The following is a 12851-nucleotide window of genomic DNA, read 5'->3' as shown; positions in this document are numbered from 1 at the left end:
CTGCAAGCTTAGTCAGCGTAATTGCGCTTCGGGCAGGGTCAGAGTGCGAGGAATCAGTCCGGCGTCCCAATGGGCAGTGCCCCACTTGAGCAGTTCGGCGGGTGCGGCATCCGCTAGTTCCACGCCGGGTTTCTGCCCCAGGGCGCGCAAGGCGCGGAGTAACAAAGGCGTAGCCTGATCTTCGGTCAACGGCGGTGAGCGATAGGATTTACCCAGTTTGTTGCCATCCGGCTGGGTGATCAGGGGCAGATGCAGGTAACGCGGTTGTGACAAGCCGAGCAACTCCTGCAGGTACAACTGGCGGGGCGTGGAGTCGAGCAGGTCGGCGCCACGGACGATGTCGGTGATGCCTTGCCAGGCATCGTCGAGCACCACCGCCAGTTGATAGGCATAGAGACCGTCGCGGCGGCGAATCACAAAATCACCGACTTCACGGGCCAGGTGCTGGCGGTATTCGCCCTGCACGCGGTCGATGAAATGGTATTCCAGCTCCGGGACGCGCAAGCGGATCGCCGCGTCTTCGCAGGCATGCCCTGCGTTGCGGCACAAGCCCGGGTAAATCCCGTGGTAAGGCTCCAGTTGCTTGCGCGAGCAGGTGCAGGCGTAGGCCAGTCCGAGGTTGAACAGTTGACCGAGGACTTGGGCGTAGGCCTCGTGGCGATCGCTCTGGCGAATCATTTCACCGTCCCACTCGAAGCCGTAACTTTCCAGGGCCTTGAGGATCGCCGCCTGCGCACCAGGCTCTTCGCGCGGCGGATCGAGGTCCTCCATGCGCAGCAGCCAGCGCCCGCCGACCGAGCGAGCATCCAGGTAGGAGGCCAGCGCCGCGACCAGCGATCCGAAATGCAGATGGCCGCTGGGCGTTGGGGCGAAGCGTCCGATGTAGGCGGGGGAGGTTTTGGCGGTCATGGCGGCGAAGCTACTTTTCGGGGTTTGCAGGACGCAGAAACAAAAACGGAGCGTTCGCACGCTCCGTTCTTCATTCAAGTCGAGAATTACTTGCCGACCTGTTTTTCCTTGATTTCAGCCAGGGTCTTGCAGTCGATGCACAGATCGGCAGTCGGGCGGGCTTCGAGGCGCTTGATGCCGATCTCGATACCGCAGGACTCGCACCAGCCGTACTCTTCGTCCTGGATCAGCTCCAGCGTCTTGTCGATCTTCTTGATCAACTTGCGCTCGCGATCGCGGGCGCGCAGCTCAAGGGCGAATTCTTCTTCCTGGCTGGCACGGTCGGCCGGGTCGGGGAAGTTGGCTGCCTCATCTTTCATGTGGTCAACGGTACGGTCGACTTCCTGCATCAAGTCCTGTTTCCACTTGTTCAGGATCTTGGTGAAGTGCGCGCGCATCGGTGCGCCCATGTACTCTTCACCAGCCTTCGGCACGTAAGGTTCGAAGCCGCTGATTACCTGATTCTGCTGTTGCTTTGCTTGGGTGGGCATGAAATGGACCGCCTCTACTCTTGTAATCCATTGCGCAGGATTGCTCCATCACCGACACCTGCCGGCCCTGCGACTGCAAGCGGGCGAACTTACCAGATCAAATCCGGCCGCGCTACTCCCTCATGTCGAGGCTGCGGTCCACAAGCCTTGCAAAGGGTTGCAAAGCCTGGTCTGGTGGTTCTGGAGACCTGATCAAATAATGATTTTAGTCAATCCTGCGCCTTGCGTTTGGGCTCCATGACGCTGAACCTTGGTGTTGTGACCGCAATAGGTTCTCGCTCGTTCCTGTGCTTGGGTAGAATCGTTTCTTTTACCCCGTTGAAGGAAGGCTAATGGCTCAGCCCTACAGTGCGCGCAGCCGCGCTATCGAACCTTTCCATGTCATGGCTTTGCTGGCGCGCGCCAATGAGCTGCAGGCGGCCGGCCACGACGTGATTCACCTGGAAATCGGCGAGCCGGACTTCACCACCGCCGAGCCGATCATCAAGGCCGGTCAGGCCGCCCTCGCGGCGGGGAAAACCCGTTACACCGCGGCGCGTGGCATTCCCGAGCTGCGTGAAGCAATTTCCGGGTTCTACCAGCAGCGCTACGGCCTGAACATCGATCCGCAGCGCATTCTCATCACCCCTGGTGGCTCAGGCGCGCTGTTGCTGGCCAGCGCCTTGCTGGTGGATCCGGGCAAGCACTGGCTGCTGGCTGACCCGGGCTATCCGTGCAATCGGCATTTCCTGCGGCTGGTAGAAGGCGCGGCGCAACTGGTGCCGGTCGGTCCGGACGTGCGTTACCAACTGACTCCGGACCTGGTGGAGCGCTACTGGGATCACGACAGTGTCGGCGCACTGGTGGCGTCGCCAGCCAACCCGACTGGAACCATCCTCACCCGGGATGAACTGGCCGGCCTGTCCACGGCGATCAAGGGCCGTAACGGCCATCTGGTGGTGGACGAGATCTATCATGGCCTGACCTACGGCACCGATGCGGCCAGCGTGCTGGAAGTCGACGACAGTGCTTTTGTCCTGAATAGTTTTTCCAAGTATTTCGGCATGACCGGCTGGCGCCTTGGTTGGCTGGTGGCGCCGCAAGGTGCGGTCAGCGAACTGGAGAAGCTGGCGCAGAACCTCTACATCAGCGCGCCGAGCATGGCCCAGCAGGCCGCATTGGCCTGCTTTGAGCCGGCGACCCTGAGCATCCTGGAAGAGCGGCGCGCCGAATTCGGCCGGCGTCGCGATTTCCTGCTGCCGGCCTTGCGCGAACTGGGCTTTGGCATTGCCGTGGAGCCGGAGGGCGCGTTCTACCTGTATGCGGACATCAGTGCCTTTGGCGGCGACGCTTTTGCCTTTTGCCGGCACTTTCTGGAAACCGAACACATTGCCTTCACCCCGGGCCTGGATTTTGGTCGGTATCAGGCCGGACACCATGTGCGCTTCGCCTATACCCAGAGCCTGCCGCGCTTGCGCGAAGCGGTGGAACGGATTGCCCGTGGTCTGCGGAGTTGGCAAGGCTGATGCGCTTCGATCCCCCCTTGGAAGAAGGTCGGTTGATCCGGCGTTACAAGCGTTTTCTCGCCGATATCGAAACCGTTGGCGGTGAGATGATGACCATTCACTGCCCCAATACCGGCTCGATGTTCAATTGCATGGTCGAGGGCGGGCAGGTCTGGTTCAGCCGCTCCAACGACCCCAAGCGCAAGTTGCCCGGGACCTGGGAAATCAGCGAAACCCCGCAAGGGCGACTGGCCTGCGTCAATACCGCACGGGCCAACACCCTGATCGAGGAAGCCCTGAGGGCCGGGGTGATCAGCGAACTTGATGGCTTTACCGGGCTCAAGCGTGAAGTGCCCTACGGCCAGGAAAACAGTCGCATCGATTTTCGCCTCGACTATCCGCAGGGGCCGGCGTTCGTTGAAGTCAAAAGCGTCACACTGGGCTTCGATGGCGTAGCGATTGCGGCGTTTCCGGATGCGGTGACTCAGCGTGGGGCCAAGCACCTGCGCGAATTGGCTTGCCTGGCCCGCAGCGGGGTGCGCGCGGTGCAACTGTATTGCGTCAACCTGACTGGCATCGAGGCGGTGCGACCGGCCGTGGAAATCGATCCGGGTTATGCGGCAGCCCTGCGCGAGGCCAAGGCGGCAGGGGTTGAAGTGCTGGCGTACGGGGTGAGCCTGAATGCCGAAGAGGTTCGCGTCGACCGGCGCCTGCAGGTGCTGCTCGACGTCTAGGGTTGGACCCAGATGCCGGCGGCGTCTTCGCGGCACTTCAGGGCCGTAAGTGATTGGCCAGCGCAAGGCCCCGCGACGCATTCACCGCTTTCGATCAGGAACAGTGCGCCGTGGCTGGCGCACTGGATCAGGCTGGCGCTGGCGTCGAGGAACTGGTCCGGGTGCCACTCCAGGCTGATGCCGCGATGCGGACAACGGTTTTCATAGGCGTAGATCTGTCCTTCACGGCGCACGGCGAAGACGTTCTTCTCGCCAATCTTAAAGCCGCGACTGCTGGTATCAGCCAGTTCCGCGCTGCTGCAAAGAAACTTCATGTCTATCCTCAAGTGCCGAAGGCGTGGGCCAATGGCGAGTGCGCTGGTTAGCAAATGTGTCTGTGCTTGACGTTCAAATGCTAACAATTATCAAATGCCGGATTCGCCCGGGCGTACAAACGACGCCGGTCATTGTGTGGGAAATCTCCTTAAAGGAAACCCTGTTATGCGCCTGAGTACCAGCGCTATTGCGCTCTGTGTCGGACTTCTGGTCAATCATGTGGCCGCAGCCGCCGAATTGCCGCAACGCTGGGTCAGTGCCGGGGGCGCGCTGTCGGAATGGGTCAGCGCCTTGGGCGGCGAATCTAAACTGGTGGGCGTCGATACTACGAGCCAGCACCCTGAATCGATTAAGGCCTTGCCGAGCATTGGTTATCAACGACAACTCTCGGCTGAAGGCGTATTGAGTTTGCGCCCGCAAATTCTGATCGGCACCGAAGAAATGGGCCCGCCGCCCGTGGTATCGCAGATTCGTACCGCAGGAGTTCAGGTCGAGTTGTTCTCGGCGCAAGCGGACCTGCCAACCCTGGAAAACACCCTGAAGCACTTGGGCCGTTTGCTCGGTAACGAGGCGCAGGCCATGACCCTGTTCCAGCGTTATCAACAGCAACTCGAGGAGCGCAAGGCCTGGGTCAGTCAGGCTCAGGCTCGTCAGAAAGCCCCAGGTGTCCTGCTATTGCTGGGTCACGCCGGGGGTAAGCCATTGATTGCTGGCAAGGACACCGCTGCCGATTGGCTACTGCAGCAGGCGGGTGGTCATAACCTGGCAACCCATAGCGGCTACAAGCCGTTCTCCGTCGAATCCCTGGCCGGTTTGGCGCCGGATGTGCTGGTGTTTTCCGACCGGGCGCTGACCGGCGATGCCGCGCGCGCGGCGTTGTTCAAACAGAATCCGATCCTCGCCTCGACGCCAGCGGCCAAGGCAGGGCGGGTGCTGGAGCTGGATCCGACATTGTTGGTTGGTGGACTTGGACCGCGACTGCCGCAGAGCCTGGTCAAGCTGTCTGCAGGCTTCTATCCGGCTGAGCCCGTCAAGGCCGCCGCCACTCAATGACCACTCTGGTGAAACCACGTTCGCTGTTTATCGGGCTCAGCCTGCTGTGGTTGCTGGCGATCTGGTTATCGCTGGCTCTCGGCCCGGTCAGCCTACCGCTGATGGACACGATGCGCGCGGCCTTGCGCCTGGTGGGTCTGCCGATTGCCGCTCAAGGCCTGGAGCAGGCGGAATTGATCCTTGGCCAGATTCGCCTGCCGCGCACCTTGCTCGGGCTGGCGGTCGGCGGTGTGTTGGCGCTTTCCGGCGTGGCCATGCAGGGGCTGTTTCGTAACCCGCTGGCGGATCCCGGTCTGGTGGGTGTATCCAGTGGCGCCGCCTTGGGTGCAGCCATTGCGATTGTCGGTGGCTCGTTGTTGGGTGGCCTGCCTGAGGCGCTCGGCCCCTATCTACTGTCGATCTGTGCTTTCCTTGGTGGCCTGGCAGTGACGGCGCTGGTCTATCGATTGGGGCGGCGCAACGGCCAGACCAACGTTGCAACGATGTTGCTTGCAGGCATCGCCCTGACGGCCCTGGCCGGCTCTGCGGTGGGTTTGTTTACGTACCTGGCGGACGATGCCACGTTACGCACCTTGACCTTCTGGAATCTCGGCAGTCTGAACGGCGCCAGTTATGAGCGCCTGTGGCCGTTGCTGCTGGTGACTGCCGGGGTGGCGTTGTGGTTGCCGCGGCGAGCGAAGGCGCTGAACGCCCTGTTGCTCGGCGAGTCGGAGGCTAGCCACTTGGGCATTAACGTCGAGCGGCTCAAGCGTGAGCTGGTGTTCTGCACGGCGCTGGGAGTGGGAGCGGCCGTTGCGGCGGCGGGGATGATCGGTTTTGTCGGGTTGGTGGTGCCGCACTTGGTGCGCCTGCTGGCCGGGCCTGATCATCGGGTGCTGTTGCCAGCCTCGATTCTTGCTGGCGGCAGTCTGCTGCTGTTCGCCGATTTGCTGGCACGTTTGGCGCTGGCCCCGGCCGAGTTGCCGATCGGTATCGTCACCGCCTTTATCGGCGCACCGTTCTTTCTGTTTTTACTACTCAGAGGTCGCGCCTGATGCTTCGGGTAGAAAATCTGCAGATCAGCCGTGGGCGCAAGATTGTCCTGGCCGATCTCAACCTGGAATTACGCCCAGGCGAGGTCCTGGGGGTGCTTGGGCCCAATGGTGCCGGCAAAAGTACTTTGCTCGGCGCGTTGTGCGGCGAGTTGCGTGCCGACCAGGGAAAGGTCCTGCTGGATCAGCGGCAGATTGGTGAGTGGGAAGGGTCGCATCGGGCTCAGCGCCTGGCCGTGCTGCCGCAGACCTCGACCCTGGACTTCGCCTTCAGCGTCGAAGAAGTCGTCGGCATGGGCCGCTTGCCACACCAAACCGGGCGCCAGAGGGATGAGGAAGTCATTGCAGCGGCTTTGCACGCTGCCGATGTCGGGCATTTGACGGGGCGCCGCTACACCGCGTTGTCGGGCGGTGAGCGTCAGCGGGTGCACCTGGCGCGAGTGCTGGCGCAGCTTTGGCCTGGAGAGGCAGGGCAGACGTTACTGCTGGATGAACCGACCTCAATGCTCGACCCGCTACACCAGCACACGACCCTGCAAGCGGTGCGTGCCTTTGCCGATCACGGTGCTGCCGTGCTCGTGATTCTGCACGATCTGAATCTGGCGGCGCGCTACTGTGATCGCATTCTGCTCCTGGATAACGGACGTCCCCATGCACTGGATACACCGCAGCAAGTGCTGCGTCCCGAATCGCTCAAGGCGGTGTTCGGGCTGGATGTGTTGGTGCAGGCGCACCCGGAGCGTGGGCATCCGCTGATCATTGCTCGTTGAGGTGATTTTATGCGTGCATTCGTATTTGTCGTGGGTTTGCTGCTGTCCGCTTGCCAAAGCGTGATAGCGCCTGTCGAGAACCAGCCTGGCGGCGAGATTGTCGATTTGCGCAGCGGTCAGGTAATGAGCGCGCACGAACTGCTCGAGCGTCTGGCGGGCGCACCCCGGGTGATCGTCGGTGAGCAACATGACAATCCCTAGCATCATCAAGTGCAACTGTGGTTGTTGCAGGCGTTGGCTGAACGACGGTCGCAAGGCAGCCTGCTGCTGGAAATGCTCACTGAAGATCAACAGGCCGCTGTCGATGGCGTGCACGCAACGGACACTCGGCAATGGCCGGAGGACTTGCCGCAGGCGCTGGCCTGGCAGTCAGGGTGGGACTGGAGCCTCTATGGACCGATTATTCGCTACGCCCTGACGCAACCTTATCCGTTGCTGGCAGCCAACCTGACCCGGGTCCAGATCGGACAAATCTACCGTCAGCCGCCAGTTATGGAGGGGGAGCGATCGACTGCGCCCGCCGTCAGCGAGAGGTTATTGACGCAAATTCGCCAGTCGCACTGCGCAATGTTGCCCGAAAGCCAGATGGCTCCGATGCTCGCCATACAGCAGCAGCGTGACCGCCACATGGCCGAGCGCTTGTTGGCAGCACCCGCCCCGGCGATGTTGTTGGCCGGGGCCTATCACGCTCGCCTGGATATTGGCGTGCCTCTGCATGTACAGGACCTCGGGGCACAGGCGCCGCTGGTGCTGATCCTGGCGCAGAAGGGCGACGTACTCGACTCTGGTTTGGCGGATTACGCGTGGTACACAGCTGCCCGGCCAGCCCCCGACTATTGCGCGCAAATGCGCCAGTGATACCAGTGTAAAGATCAAATTTCAGGCAAAAAAAGACCCGGCAAGAGCCGGGTCAAATAACCGTGATTAGCCTGATGAGGAGATAATCTGAGAGTCCGAACCAAGGGCCTTTCAGAAGATCGACTGATCTCGCGACCAGCTGTGATAATCATAACGATTCTCATTTCCATGTCAACGAGTCTTTTCAAAATTCTTTTGATTTCGCCAAACGTTTGTTTGAATCACCGCTGGAAGCCCCGATTAACCGCAGCCTTGATCAGTTCTTGTGGCGCGCTGAAATAGCCTCAAGTTGTTTGTTCAAGGCATCCTTGCGCTCGGCCGGTATGTCATTCCAGTGCACGTCCATCAATGCACCCTCAATGGCGTACAGCAGCACCTTCGACGCGCGAAATCCGCGCGTGCGTACTGCCCTGTAAGCATCCACCGCCCCCAGACGGCGCAAATCCGAGGCACTGTGAATGCCGACGGCATGCAGCCATTGCGCAGATGTCTTGCCAAGGTTTTTCAGATGTTGCAGTTCGTCATTCATCAAGCCTCCTTGCGACGGGCGAAGAGTGCGTTGGGGCGGACCTTTGAGGAGTGTAGCGGTCAGCAGGAAAAGCGTGGTTCTTTGGGCGAATCGAACGCAAATGCTTCTAAGGCGATGTGCCAGATGGTGCTGCGCAGGACGTCGGTGAGATGCAATGGGTCCGGCGACTAGGGTGGCGCCGGACGCTGCTTGGGGAAGGGGTTAGCGGGTGCGGTAGCGCAGGCGGGTGCCGAAATTCATCGACATGAGAATCTCGTCGGCTGAAAGTTCTGCCGGGAAAAACGCACCGGAGATTTGCGCATGAGCCAGGCTGGCGCCCTCAAGGGATGCGCCGCGAAAATCGATGCCGCGCAGATCGGCAGAGCGGAAGTAGGCGTCGCGAAAGTCGATGCCTTCGGCGTTCAATGTGCGTAGATCAAGGCCGCGGAAGTCACCGCCGACCATGTCGATGGGGCCTTGCGGTGGACGTTCGCGGTTAAATCCATCGATATCGTCTTTGTGCAGCAGGGCGTAGAGGGGGGTATCGAGCAGTTTGGGCTGGCTCATGGGGCGTCATCCGTTGATTTTATGACGCCAGTATAGTGCCACTGTCTGGTGGGCGTGAGGTCTGTCGCGACCTCACGCCGCTCCTCGAACTTACAGTCCCGGCAGGCGCTGGCGAATCTGCGCCACGACGGTGTCCAGGGTTCCGCTTTCATTGGTCTGTACGCGCTTGCTGCAGAGAATCTCTGCTGGCGTCAGGGCCTCGCGGTTGGCTTGTTGGTCGGCAATCACGGCCAGCGTGGCATCGGATGGATCGTTCTGCTCGGCTCGGCGCTGGGCCAGCCAGCTCTCGATCACCGCTTGCGGCGCATTGCAATCGAGGATCAGGAATGGCGCGCCCTTGGCCTCGGCGATTTGCGCGGCGCTGTCGCGTTGATCGCGTTTCAGGTAGGTCGCATCGATCACTACCGGGAAACCGGCGTGCAGGATGACCCCGGCGATTTCATGCAGGTGCGCATAGGTAGCGGCGCTGGCGTCTGCACTGTAGATGCCAGCGTGTGGCTCGTTGGCGACTTGCTGTACGCCGAACAAACGCTTGCGTTCGACATCGGAGCGCAGGCGAATGGCACCCAGGGCTTCAACCAGGCGCATGGCGACGTGGCTTTTGCCAACGGCAGAGACACCGTGGGTAATCGCCATGAAGCGCGACGGAATGGTGCTGTAGCTTTCCGCCAGGTTGGCGTAGTTGCGGTACTGGCGCAGGGTAGTGGCGCGCTGCACGGCACTGGCTTCCGCCGGCATGCTGAACAGGCTGACTTTGGCACGTACCAGGGCACGGTAGGCTTTATAGAAATTCAGCAGTTCCAGGCCCTGGTAGTCGCCGGTCAGTTCCAGGTACTGGCTCATGAAGCGTCGAGCGAGGCTCTTCAGGCCTCGGTCTTCCAGGTCCATGGCGAGGAAGCCGGTGTCGGCGTAGACATCGGTGAAGCGAAACGGCTCGTTGAACTCGATGCAGTCGAAAATCACCACGTTGCCATCGATCAGGGTGGCGTTGCCCAGGTGGATGTCACCGTGGCATTCGCGAATGAAGCCTTCCGCCTTGCGCTGGGCCAGCAACGGCTTCAGGCGCTCGAAGCTGCTTTCTGCCCAGGCTTGCAGGGCGTCGAGTTGCAGCAGATCGGTCTTGTCGTTGAGGAATGGACGAATCTGTTCGAAATTTTGCCGCACTGGCGCCATGACGCTGTCCGGGGTTCCCGCTTCGTGTTCGGCGGGAACACGAGGCGCCTCGAGGTGGAAGCGGGCGATTTGCTCGGCCATCGCATCGATGTGTGCGGTGGTCAATTCGCCGTTGGCTTGCAAGGTGCTGAGCAACTGGCTCTGAGGGAACTGGCGCATTTTCAGGGCATAGTCGAGCACCGGACCGTTGCCGCCGAGTTGTGGCGCCTCGACACTGCCGGTGATCGGCAGCACTTCCAGGTACAGGTCCTGGGTCAGGCGCTGGTTGAGGCGCAACTCTTCGCCACAGAAATGCTCGCGGGCGTCGAGGGCGGTGAAGTCGAGGAAGCCGAAATTCACCGGCTTCTTCACTTTATAAGCATAGGGGCCGGTGAGCAGCACCCAGGAGATGTGCGTCTCGATGACCTGGAATCCCTCTACCGGATGAGGGTATAGGGCCGGGTTTTGCAGGGCAGCGATCAGGGATTGGCTCACGGGCGATCCTTCAGAGTCTGGAAAAATTCAAGGGCGCCATTATGGCCGCATGCGGGGCCAACGCAAACCTCGCCGGGCTCATGTTGATCAGGAATAAAGTGCGTATAATCCGCCGCCATGACTCGTACCCGATCTCCCCGTACTGCAAAAAAACGTCCCTCCAATGGCCTGCGGCCTTGGCTAGGCTGGGCTCTGAAGCTCGGTTTGGTCGGCCTCGTGGTGCTGGCAGGCTTTGCCGTTTATCTCGATGCCGTGGTGCAGGAGAAGTTCTCCGGCAAGCGCTGGACCATCCCGGCCAAGGTTTACGCCCGCCCGCTGGAACTGTTCGTCGGACAGAAGCTGAGCAAGGACGACTTTCTCACCGAGCTCGATGCCCTGGGCTATCGCCGTGAAAGCGTGGCCAATGGTCCAGGCGCGGCTTCGGTCAACGGTAATACCGTCGACTTGAACACCCGCGGCTTCCAGTTCTATGAAGGCATGGAGCAGGCGCAACCGGTGCGCGTGCGCTTCTCCGGTGATTACGTAGCCGGGCTGACGGCGACCAACGGCTCGAAGCTCTCGGTGGTACGCCTTGAACCCCTGCTGATCGGCGGCCTGTACCCGAAAAACCTCGAGGACCGGATCCTGATCAAGATCGATCAGGTGCCACCGTTCCTCCTGGAAACCCTGGTGGCCGTGGAAGACCGCGATTTCTACAGCCACTTCGGCGTATCACCGAAATCGATTGCGCGGGCAGTGTGGGTCAACACCTCGGCCGGACAGATGCGCCAGGGCGGCAGTACCCTGACCCAGCAACTGGTGAAGAACTTCTACCTGACCAACGAGCGCAGCCTCAGCCGCAAGCTGACGGAAGCGATGATGGCCTTGCTGCTTGAGCTGCATTACGACAAGCGCGAAATCCTCGAGGCTTACCTCAACGAGGTGTTTGTCGGTCAGGATGGCCAGCGGGCGGTGCACGGTTTCGGCCTCGCCAGCCAGTTTTTCTTCAGCCAGCCATTGTCCGAACTCAAGCTGCATCAGGTGGCGCTGCTGGTGGGCATGGTCAAGGGGCCGTCCTACTACAACCCGCGGCGCTACCCGGAGCGCGCGCTTGAGCGGCGCAACCTGGTCCTCGACCTGCTGGAGCAGCAAGGCGTGGCCACGGCCGAACAGGTCGCGGCGGCGAAGAAAATGCCACTGGGCGTGACCAAGCGCGGCAGCCTGGCGGACAGCTCGTTCCCCGGCTTCCTTGATCTGGTCAAGCGCCAACTGCGCGAGGATTATCGCGACGAAGACTTGACCGAAGAGGGGCTGCGGATCTTCACCAGCTTCGATCCGATCCTGCAGATGAAGGCCGAGGCGTCGGTCAACGACACCTTCAAGCGTCTTGCCGGGCGCAAGGGTTCCGAGGAAGTTGAAGCGGCCATGGTGGTGACCAATCCGGAAACCGGCGAAGTCCAGGCGATGATTGGCAGCCGACAGGCCGGTTTTGCCGGGTTCAACCGCGCGCTGGATGCGGTGCGGCCGATTGGCTCGTTGATCAAGCCGGCGGTGTACCTGACCGCACTGGAGAAGCCGAGCCAGTACACCTTGACCAGCTGGTTGTCGGACGAAGCCTTCTCGGTGAAGGGCGCTGATGGGCAGGTGTGGAAGCCGCAGAACTATGATCGCCGCTCCCACGGCACCGTATTCCTGTATCAGGGCCTGGCTCATTCCTACAACCTCTCGACCGCGCGCCTGGGTCTGGAAGTGGGTGTGCCGAATGTCTTGAAGACCCTCGGTCGACTGGGTGTCACCCGTGAGTTCCCGGCGTTCCCGTCGATGTTGCTGGGTGCGGGTGGGCTGACCCCGATTGAAGTGGCAACCATGTACCAGACCCTGGCCAACGGTGGTTTCAATACGCCGATGCGCGGGATTCGCAGCGTGCTGACTGCAGAAGGTGAGCCGCTCAAGCGTTATCCGTTCCAGATTCAGCAGCGTTTCGACCCGGCGTCCATCTATCTGATCCAGAGCGCCATGCAGCGGGTTATGCGTGAAGGCACCGGTAGTTCGGTTTATAACGTGCTGCCCAAGACCCTGACCCTGGCGGGCAAGACCGGTACCAGTAACGATTCTCGGGACAGTTGGTTCGCCGGCTTCAGCCAGGATCTGCTGGCGGTGGTGTGGCTGGGGCGTGACGACAATGGCAAGACGCCGTTCACCGGTGCCACCGGTGCGCTGCAGGTCTGGACCAGTTTCATGCGCAAGGCCGACCCGTTGCCGCTGGATATGCCGCAGCCGGACAACATCGTTCAGGCCTGGGTCGATTCGCGGACCGGGCAGGGCTCGGATGCGAGTTGCCCGGGCGCGGTGCAGATGCCGTATATTCGCGGCAGCGAGCCGCCTCCCGGCACCGCCTGCGGCGGCTCTGAGCCCGCCACTGGCGAATCGGTGATGGATTGGGTCAAGGGCTGGATGAATTAAGCA

General features: G+C 61.3%; 12 protein-coding genes and 1 pseudogene. 7 read left to right on the top strand and 6 right to left on the bottom strand.

What is annotated here, in order from left to right:
- Positions 1–12: 12 nt before the first annotated feature.
- Complete coding sequence (gene gluQRS, locus KW062_RS25055) at positions 13–909, bottom strand: tRNA glutamyl-Q(34) synthetase GluQRS (RefSeq protein ID WP_105755842.1); 897 nt, start codon at positions 907–909, stop codon at positions 13–15.
- Positions 910–995: 86 nt separating this feature from the next.
- A complete protein-coding gene (gene dksA, locus KW062_RS25050; RefSeq protein ID WP_105755841.1) occupies positions 996–1439 on the bottom strand; it encodes an RNA polymerase-binding protein DksA in 444 nt (147 codons plus the stop codon).
- Positions 1440–1771: 332 nt separating this feature from the next.
- Here dksA and KW062_RS25045 point away from each other — a divergent pair, with 332 nt between their 5' ends.
- Both KW062_RS25045 and sfsA read left to right on the top strand, forming a co-directional pair.
- Positions 1772–2944, top strand: a complete 1173-nt coding sequence (locus tag KW062_RS25045) for a pyridoxal phosphate-dependent aminotransferase (protein WP_105755840.1) — start codon at positions 1772–1774, stop codon at positions 2942–2944.
- Positions 2944–3657 (top strand): DNA/RNA nuclease SfsA, encoded by a 714-nt coding sequence (gene sfsA / locus KW062_RS25040; RefSeq protein WP_027617895.1) that lies wholly within the window; start codon positions 2944–2946, stop codon positions 3655–3657. Before KW062_RS25045 ends, sfsA begins: the two co-directional genes overlap by 1 nt.
- Here sfsA and KW062_RS25035 read toward each other — a convergent pair.
- Complete coding sequence (locus KW062_RS25035; protein ID WP_027617896.1) at positions 3654–3971, bottom strand: Rieske (2Fe-2S) protein; 318 nt, start codon at positions 3969–3971, stop codon at positions 3654–3656. The genes sfsA and KW062_RS25035 overlap by 4 nt on opposite strands.
- Positions 3972–4137: 166 nt before the next feature.
- Here KW062_RS25035 and KW062_RS25030 point away from each other — a divergent pair, with 166 nt between their 5' ends.
- The 4 genes and pseudogenes from KW062_RS25030 to KW062_RS25015 all read left to right on the top strand — a co-directional run bounded on the left by KW062_RS25030 (position 4138) and on the right by KW062_RS25015 (position 7684).
- Positions 4138–5025, top strand: coding sequence for a heme/hemin ABC transporter substrate-binding protein (locus KW062_RS25030; protein ID WP_105755839.1), 888 nt, complete (start codon positions 4138–4140; stop codon positions 5023–5025).
- 50 nt (positions 5026–5075) lie between these two features.
- Complete coding sequence (locus KW062_RS25025; protein ID WP_177433281.1) at positions 5076–6059, top strand: FecCD family ABC transporter permease; 984 nt, start codon at positions 5076–5078, stop codon at positions 6057–6059.
- A complete protein-coding gene (locus tag KW062_RS25020; protein ID WP_105755837.1) occupies positions 6059–6826 on the top strand; it encodes a heme ABC transporter ATP-binding protein in 768 nt (255 codons plus the stop codon). The genes KW062_RS25025 and KW062_RS25020 overlap by 1 nt, the downstream gene beginning before the upstream one ends.
- A gap of 9 nt (positions 6827–6835) precedes the next feature.
- Positions 6836–7684 (top strand): annotated as a pseudogene (locus KW062_RS25015) (ChaN family lipoprotein).
- 256 nt (positions 7685–7940) lie between these two features.
- Here the strand turns inward: KW062_RS25015 and KW062_RS25010 are convergent.
- From KW062_RS25010 to KW062_RS25000, 3 genes are all read right to left on the bottom strand, one after another.
- Complete coding sequence (locus tag KW062_RS25010; RefSeq protein WP_016773175.1) at positions 7941–8213, bottom strand: TfoX/Sxy family protein; 273 nt, start codon at positions 8211–8213, stop codon at positions 7941–7943.
- A gap of 201 nt (positions 8214–8414) precedes the next feature.
- Positions 8415–8759 carry a pentapeptide repeat-containing protein gene (locus KW062_RS25005; RefSeq protein WP_027617901.1) on the bottom strand — a complete coding sequence of 115 codons (345 nt, stop codon included), beginning with the start codon at positions 8757–8759 and terminating at the stop codon, positions 8415–8417.
- A 90-nt stretch (positions 8760–8849) separates the two neighbouring features.
- On the bottom strand, positions 8850–10406 hold the full coding sequence (locus KW062_RS25000; RefSeq protein WP_027617902.1) for a bifunctional aminoglycoside phosphotransferase/ATP-binding protein: 1557 nt from the start codon (positions 10404–10406) through the stop codon (positions 8850–8852).
- A 117-nt stretch (positions 10407–10523) separates the two neighbouring features.
- Here KW062_RS25000 and mrcB point away from each other — a divergent pair, with 117 nt between their 5' ends.
- Positions 10524–12848, top strand: a complete 2325-nt coding sequence (mrcB, locus tag KW062_RS24995) for a penicillin-binding protein 1B (protein WP_027617903.1) — start codon at positions 10524–10526, stop codon at positions 12846–12848.
- The last annotated feature ends 3 nt before the right edge of the window (positions 12849–12851 follow it).

It is taken from the genome of Pseudomonas fluorescens (assembly GCF_019212185.1).
In the GTDB taxonomy this organism is placed as follows: Bacteria; Pseudomonadota; Gammaproteobacteria; order Pseudomonadales; family Pseudomonadaceae; genus Aquipseudomonas.
Note: the sequence above shows the minus strand (reverse complement) of the source record. Positions and strands in the feature narration are given on the sequence as shown.

Excerpts from the sequence above, each read along its gene's own strand:
- gluQRS (WP_105755842.1), bottom strand. The coding sequence starts at position 909 with ATGACCGCCAAAACCTCCCCCGCCTACATCGGACGCTTCGCCCCAACG.
- dksA (WP_105755841.1), bottom strand. The coding sequence starts at position 1,439 with ATGCCCACCCAAGCAAAGCAACAGCAGAATCAGGTAATCAGCGGCTTC.
- KW062_RS25045 (WP_105755840.1), top strand. The coding sequence starts at position 1,772 with ATGGCTCAGCCCTACAGTGCGCGCAGCCGCGCTATCGAACCTTTCCAT.
- sfsA (WP_027617895.1), top strand. The coding sequence starts at position 2,944 with ATGCGCTTCGATCCCCCCTTGGAAGAAGGTCGGTTGATCCGGCGTTAC.
- KW062_RS25035 (WP_027617896.1), bottom strand. The coding sequence starts at position 3,971 with ATGAAGTTTCTTTGCAGCAGCGCGGAACTGGCTGATACCAGCAGTCGC.
- KW062_RS25030 (WP_105755839.1), top strand. The coding sequence starts at position 4,138 with ATGCGCCTGAGTACCAGCGCTATTGCGCTCTGTGTCGGACTTCTGGTC.
- KW062_RS25020 (WP_105755837.1), top strand. The coding sequence starts at position 6,059 with ATGCTTCGGGTAGAAAATCTGCAGATCAGCCGTGGGCGCAAGATTGTC.
- KW062_RS25010 (WP_016773175.1), bottom strand. The coding sequence starts at position 8,213 with ATGAATGACGAACTGCAACATCTGAAAAACCTTGGCAAGACATCTGCG.
- KW062_RS25005 (WP_027617901.1), bottom strand. The coding sequence starts at position 8,759 with ATGAGCCAGCCCAAACTGCTCGATACCCCCCTCTACGCCCTGCTGCAC.
- mrcB (WP_027617903.1), top strand. The coding sequence starts at position 10,524 with ATGACTCGTACCCGATCTCCCCGTACTGCAAAAAAACGTCCCTCCAAT.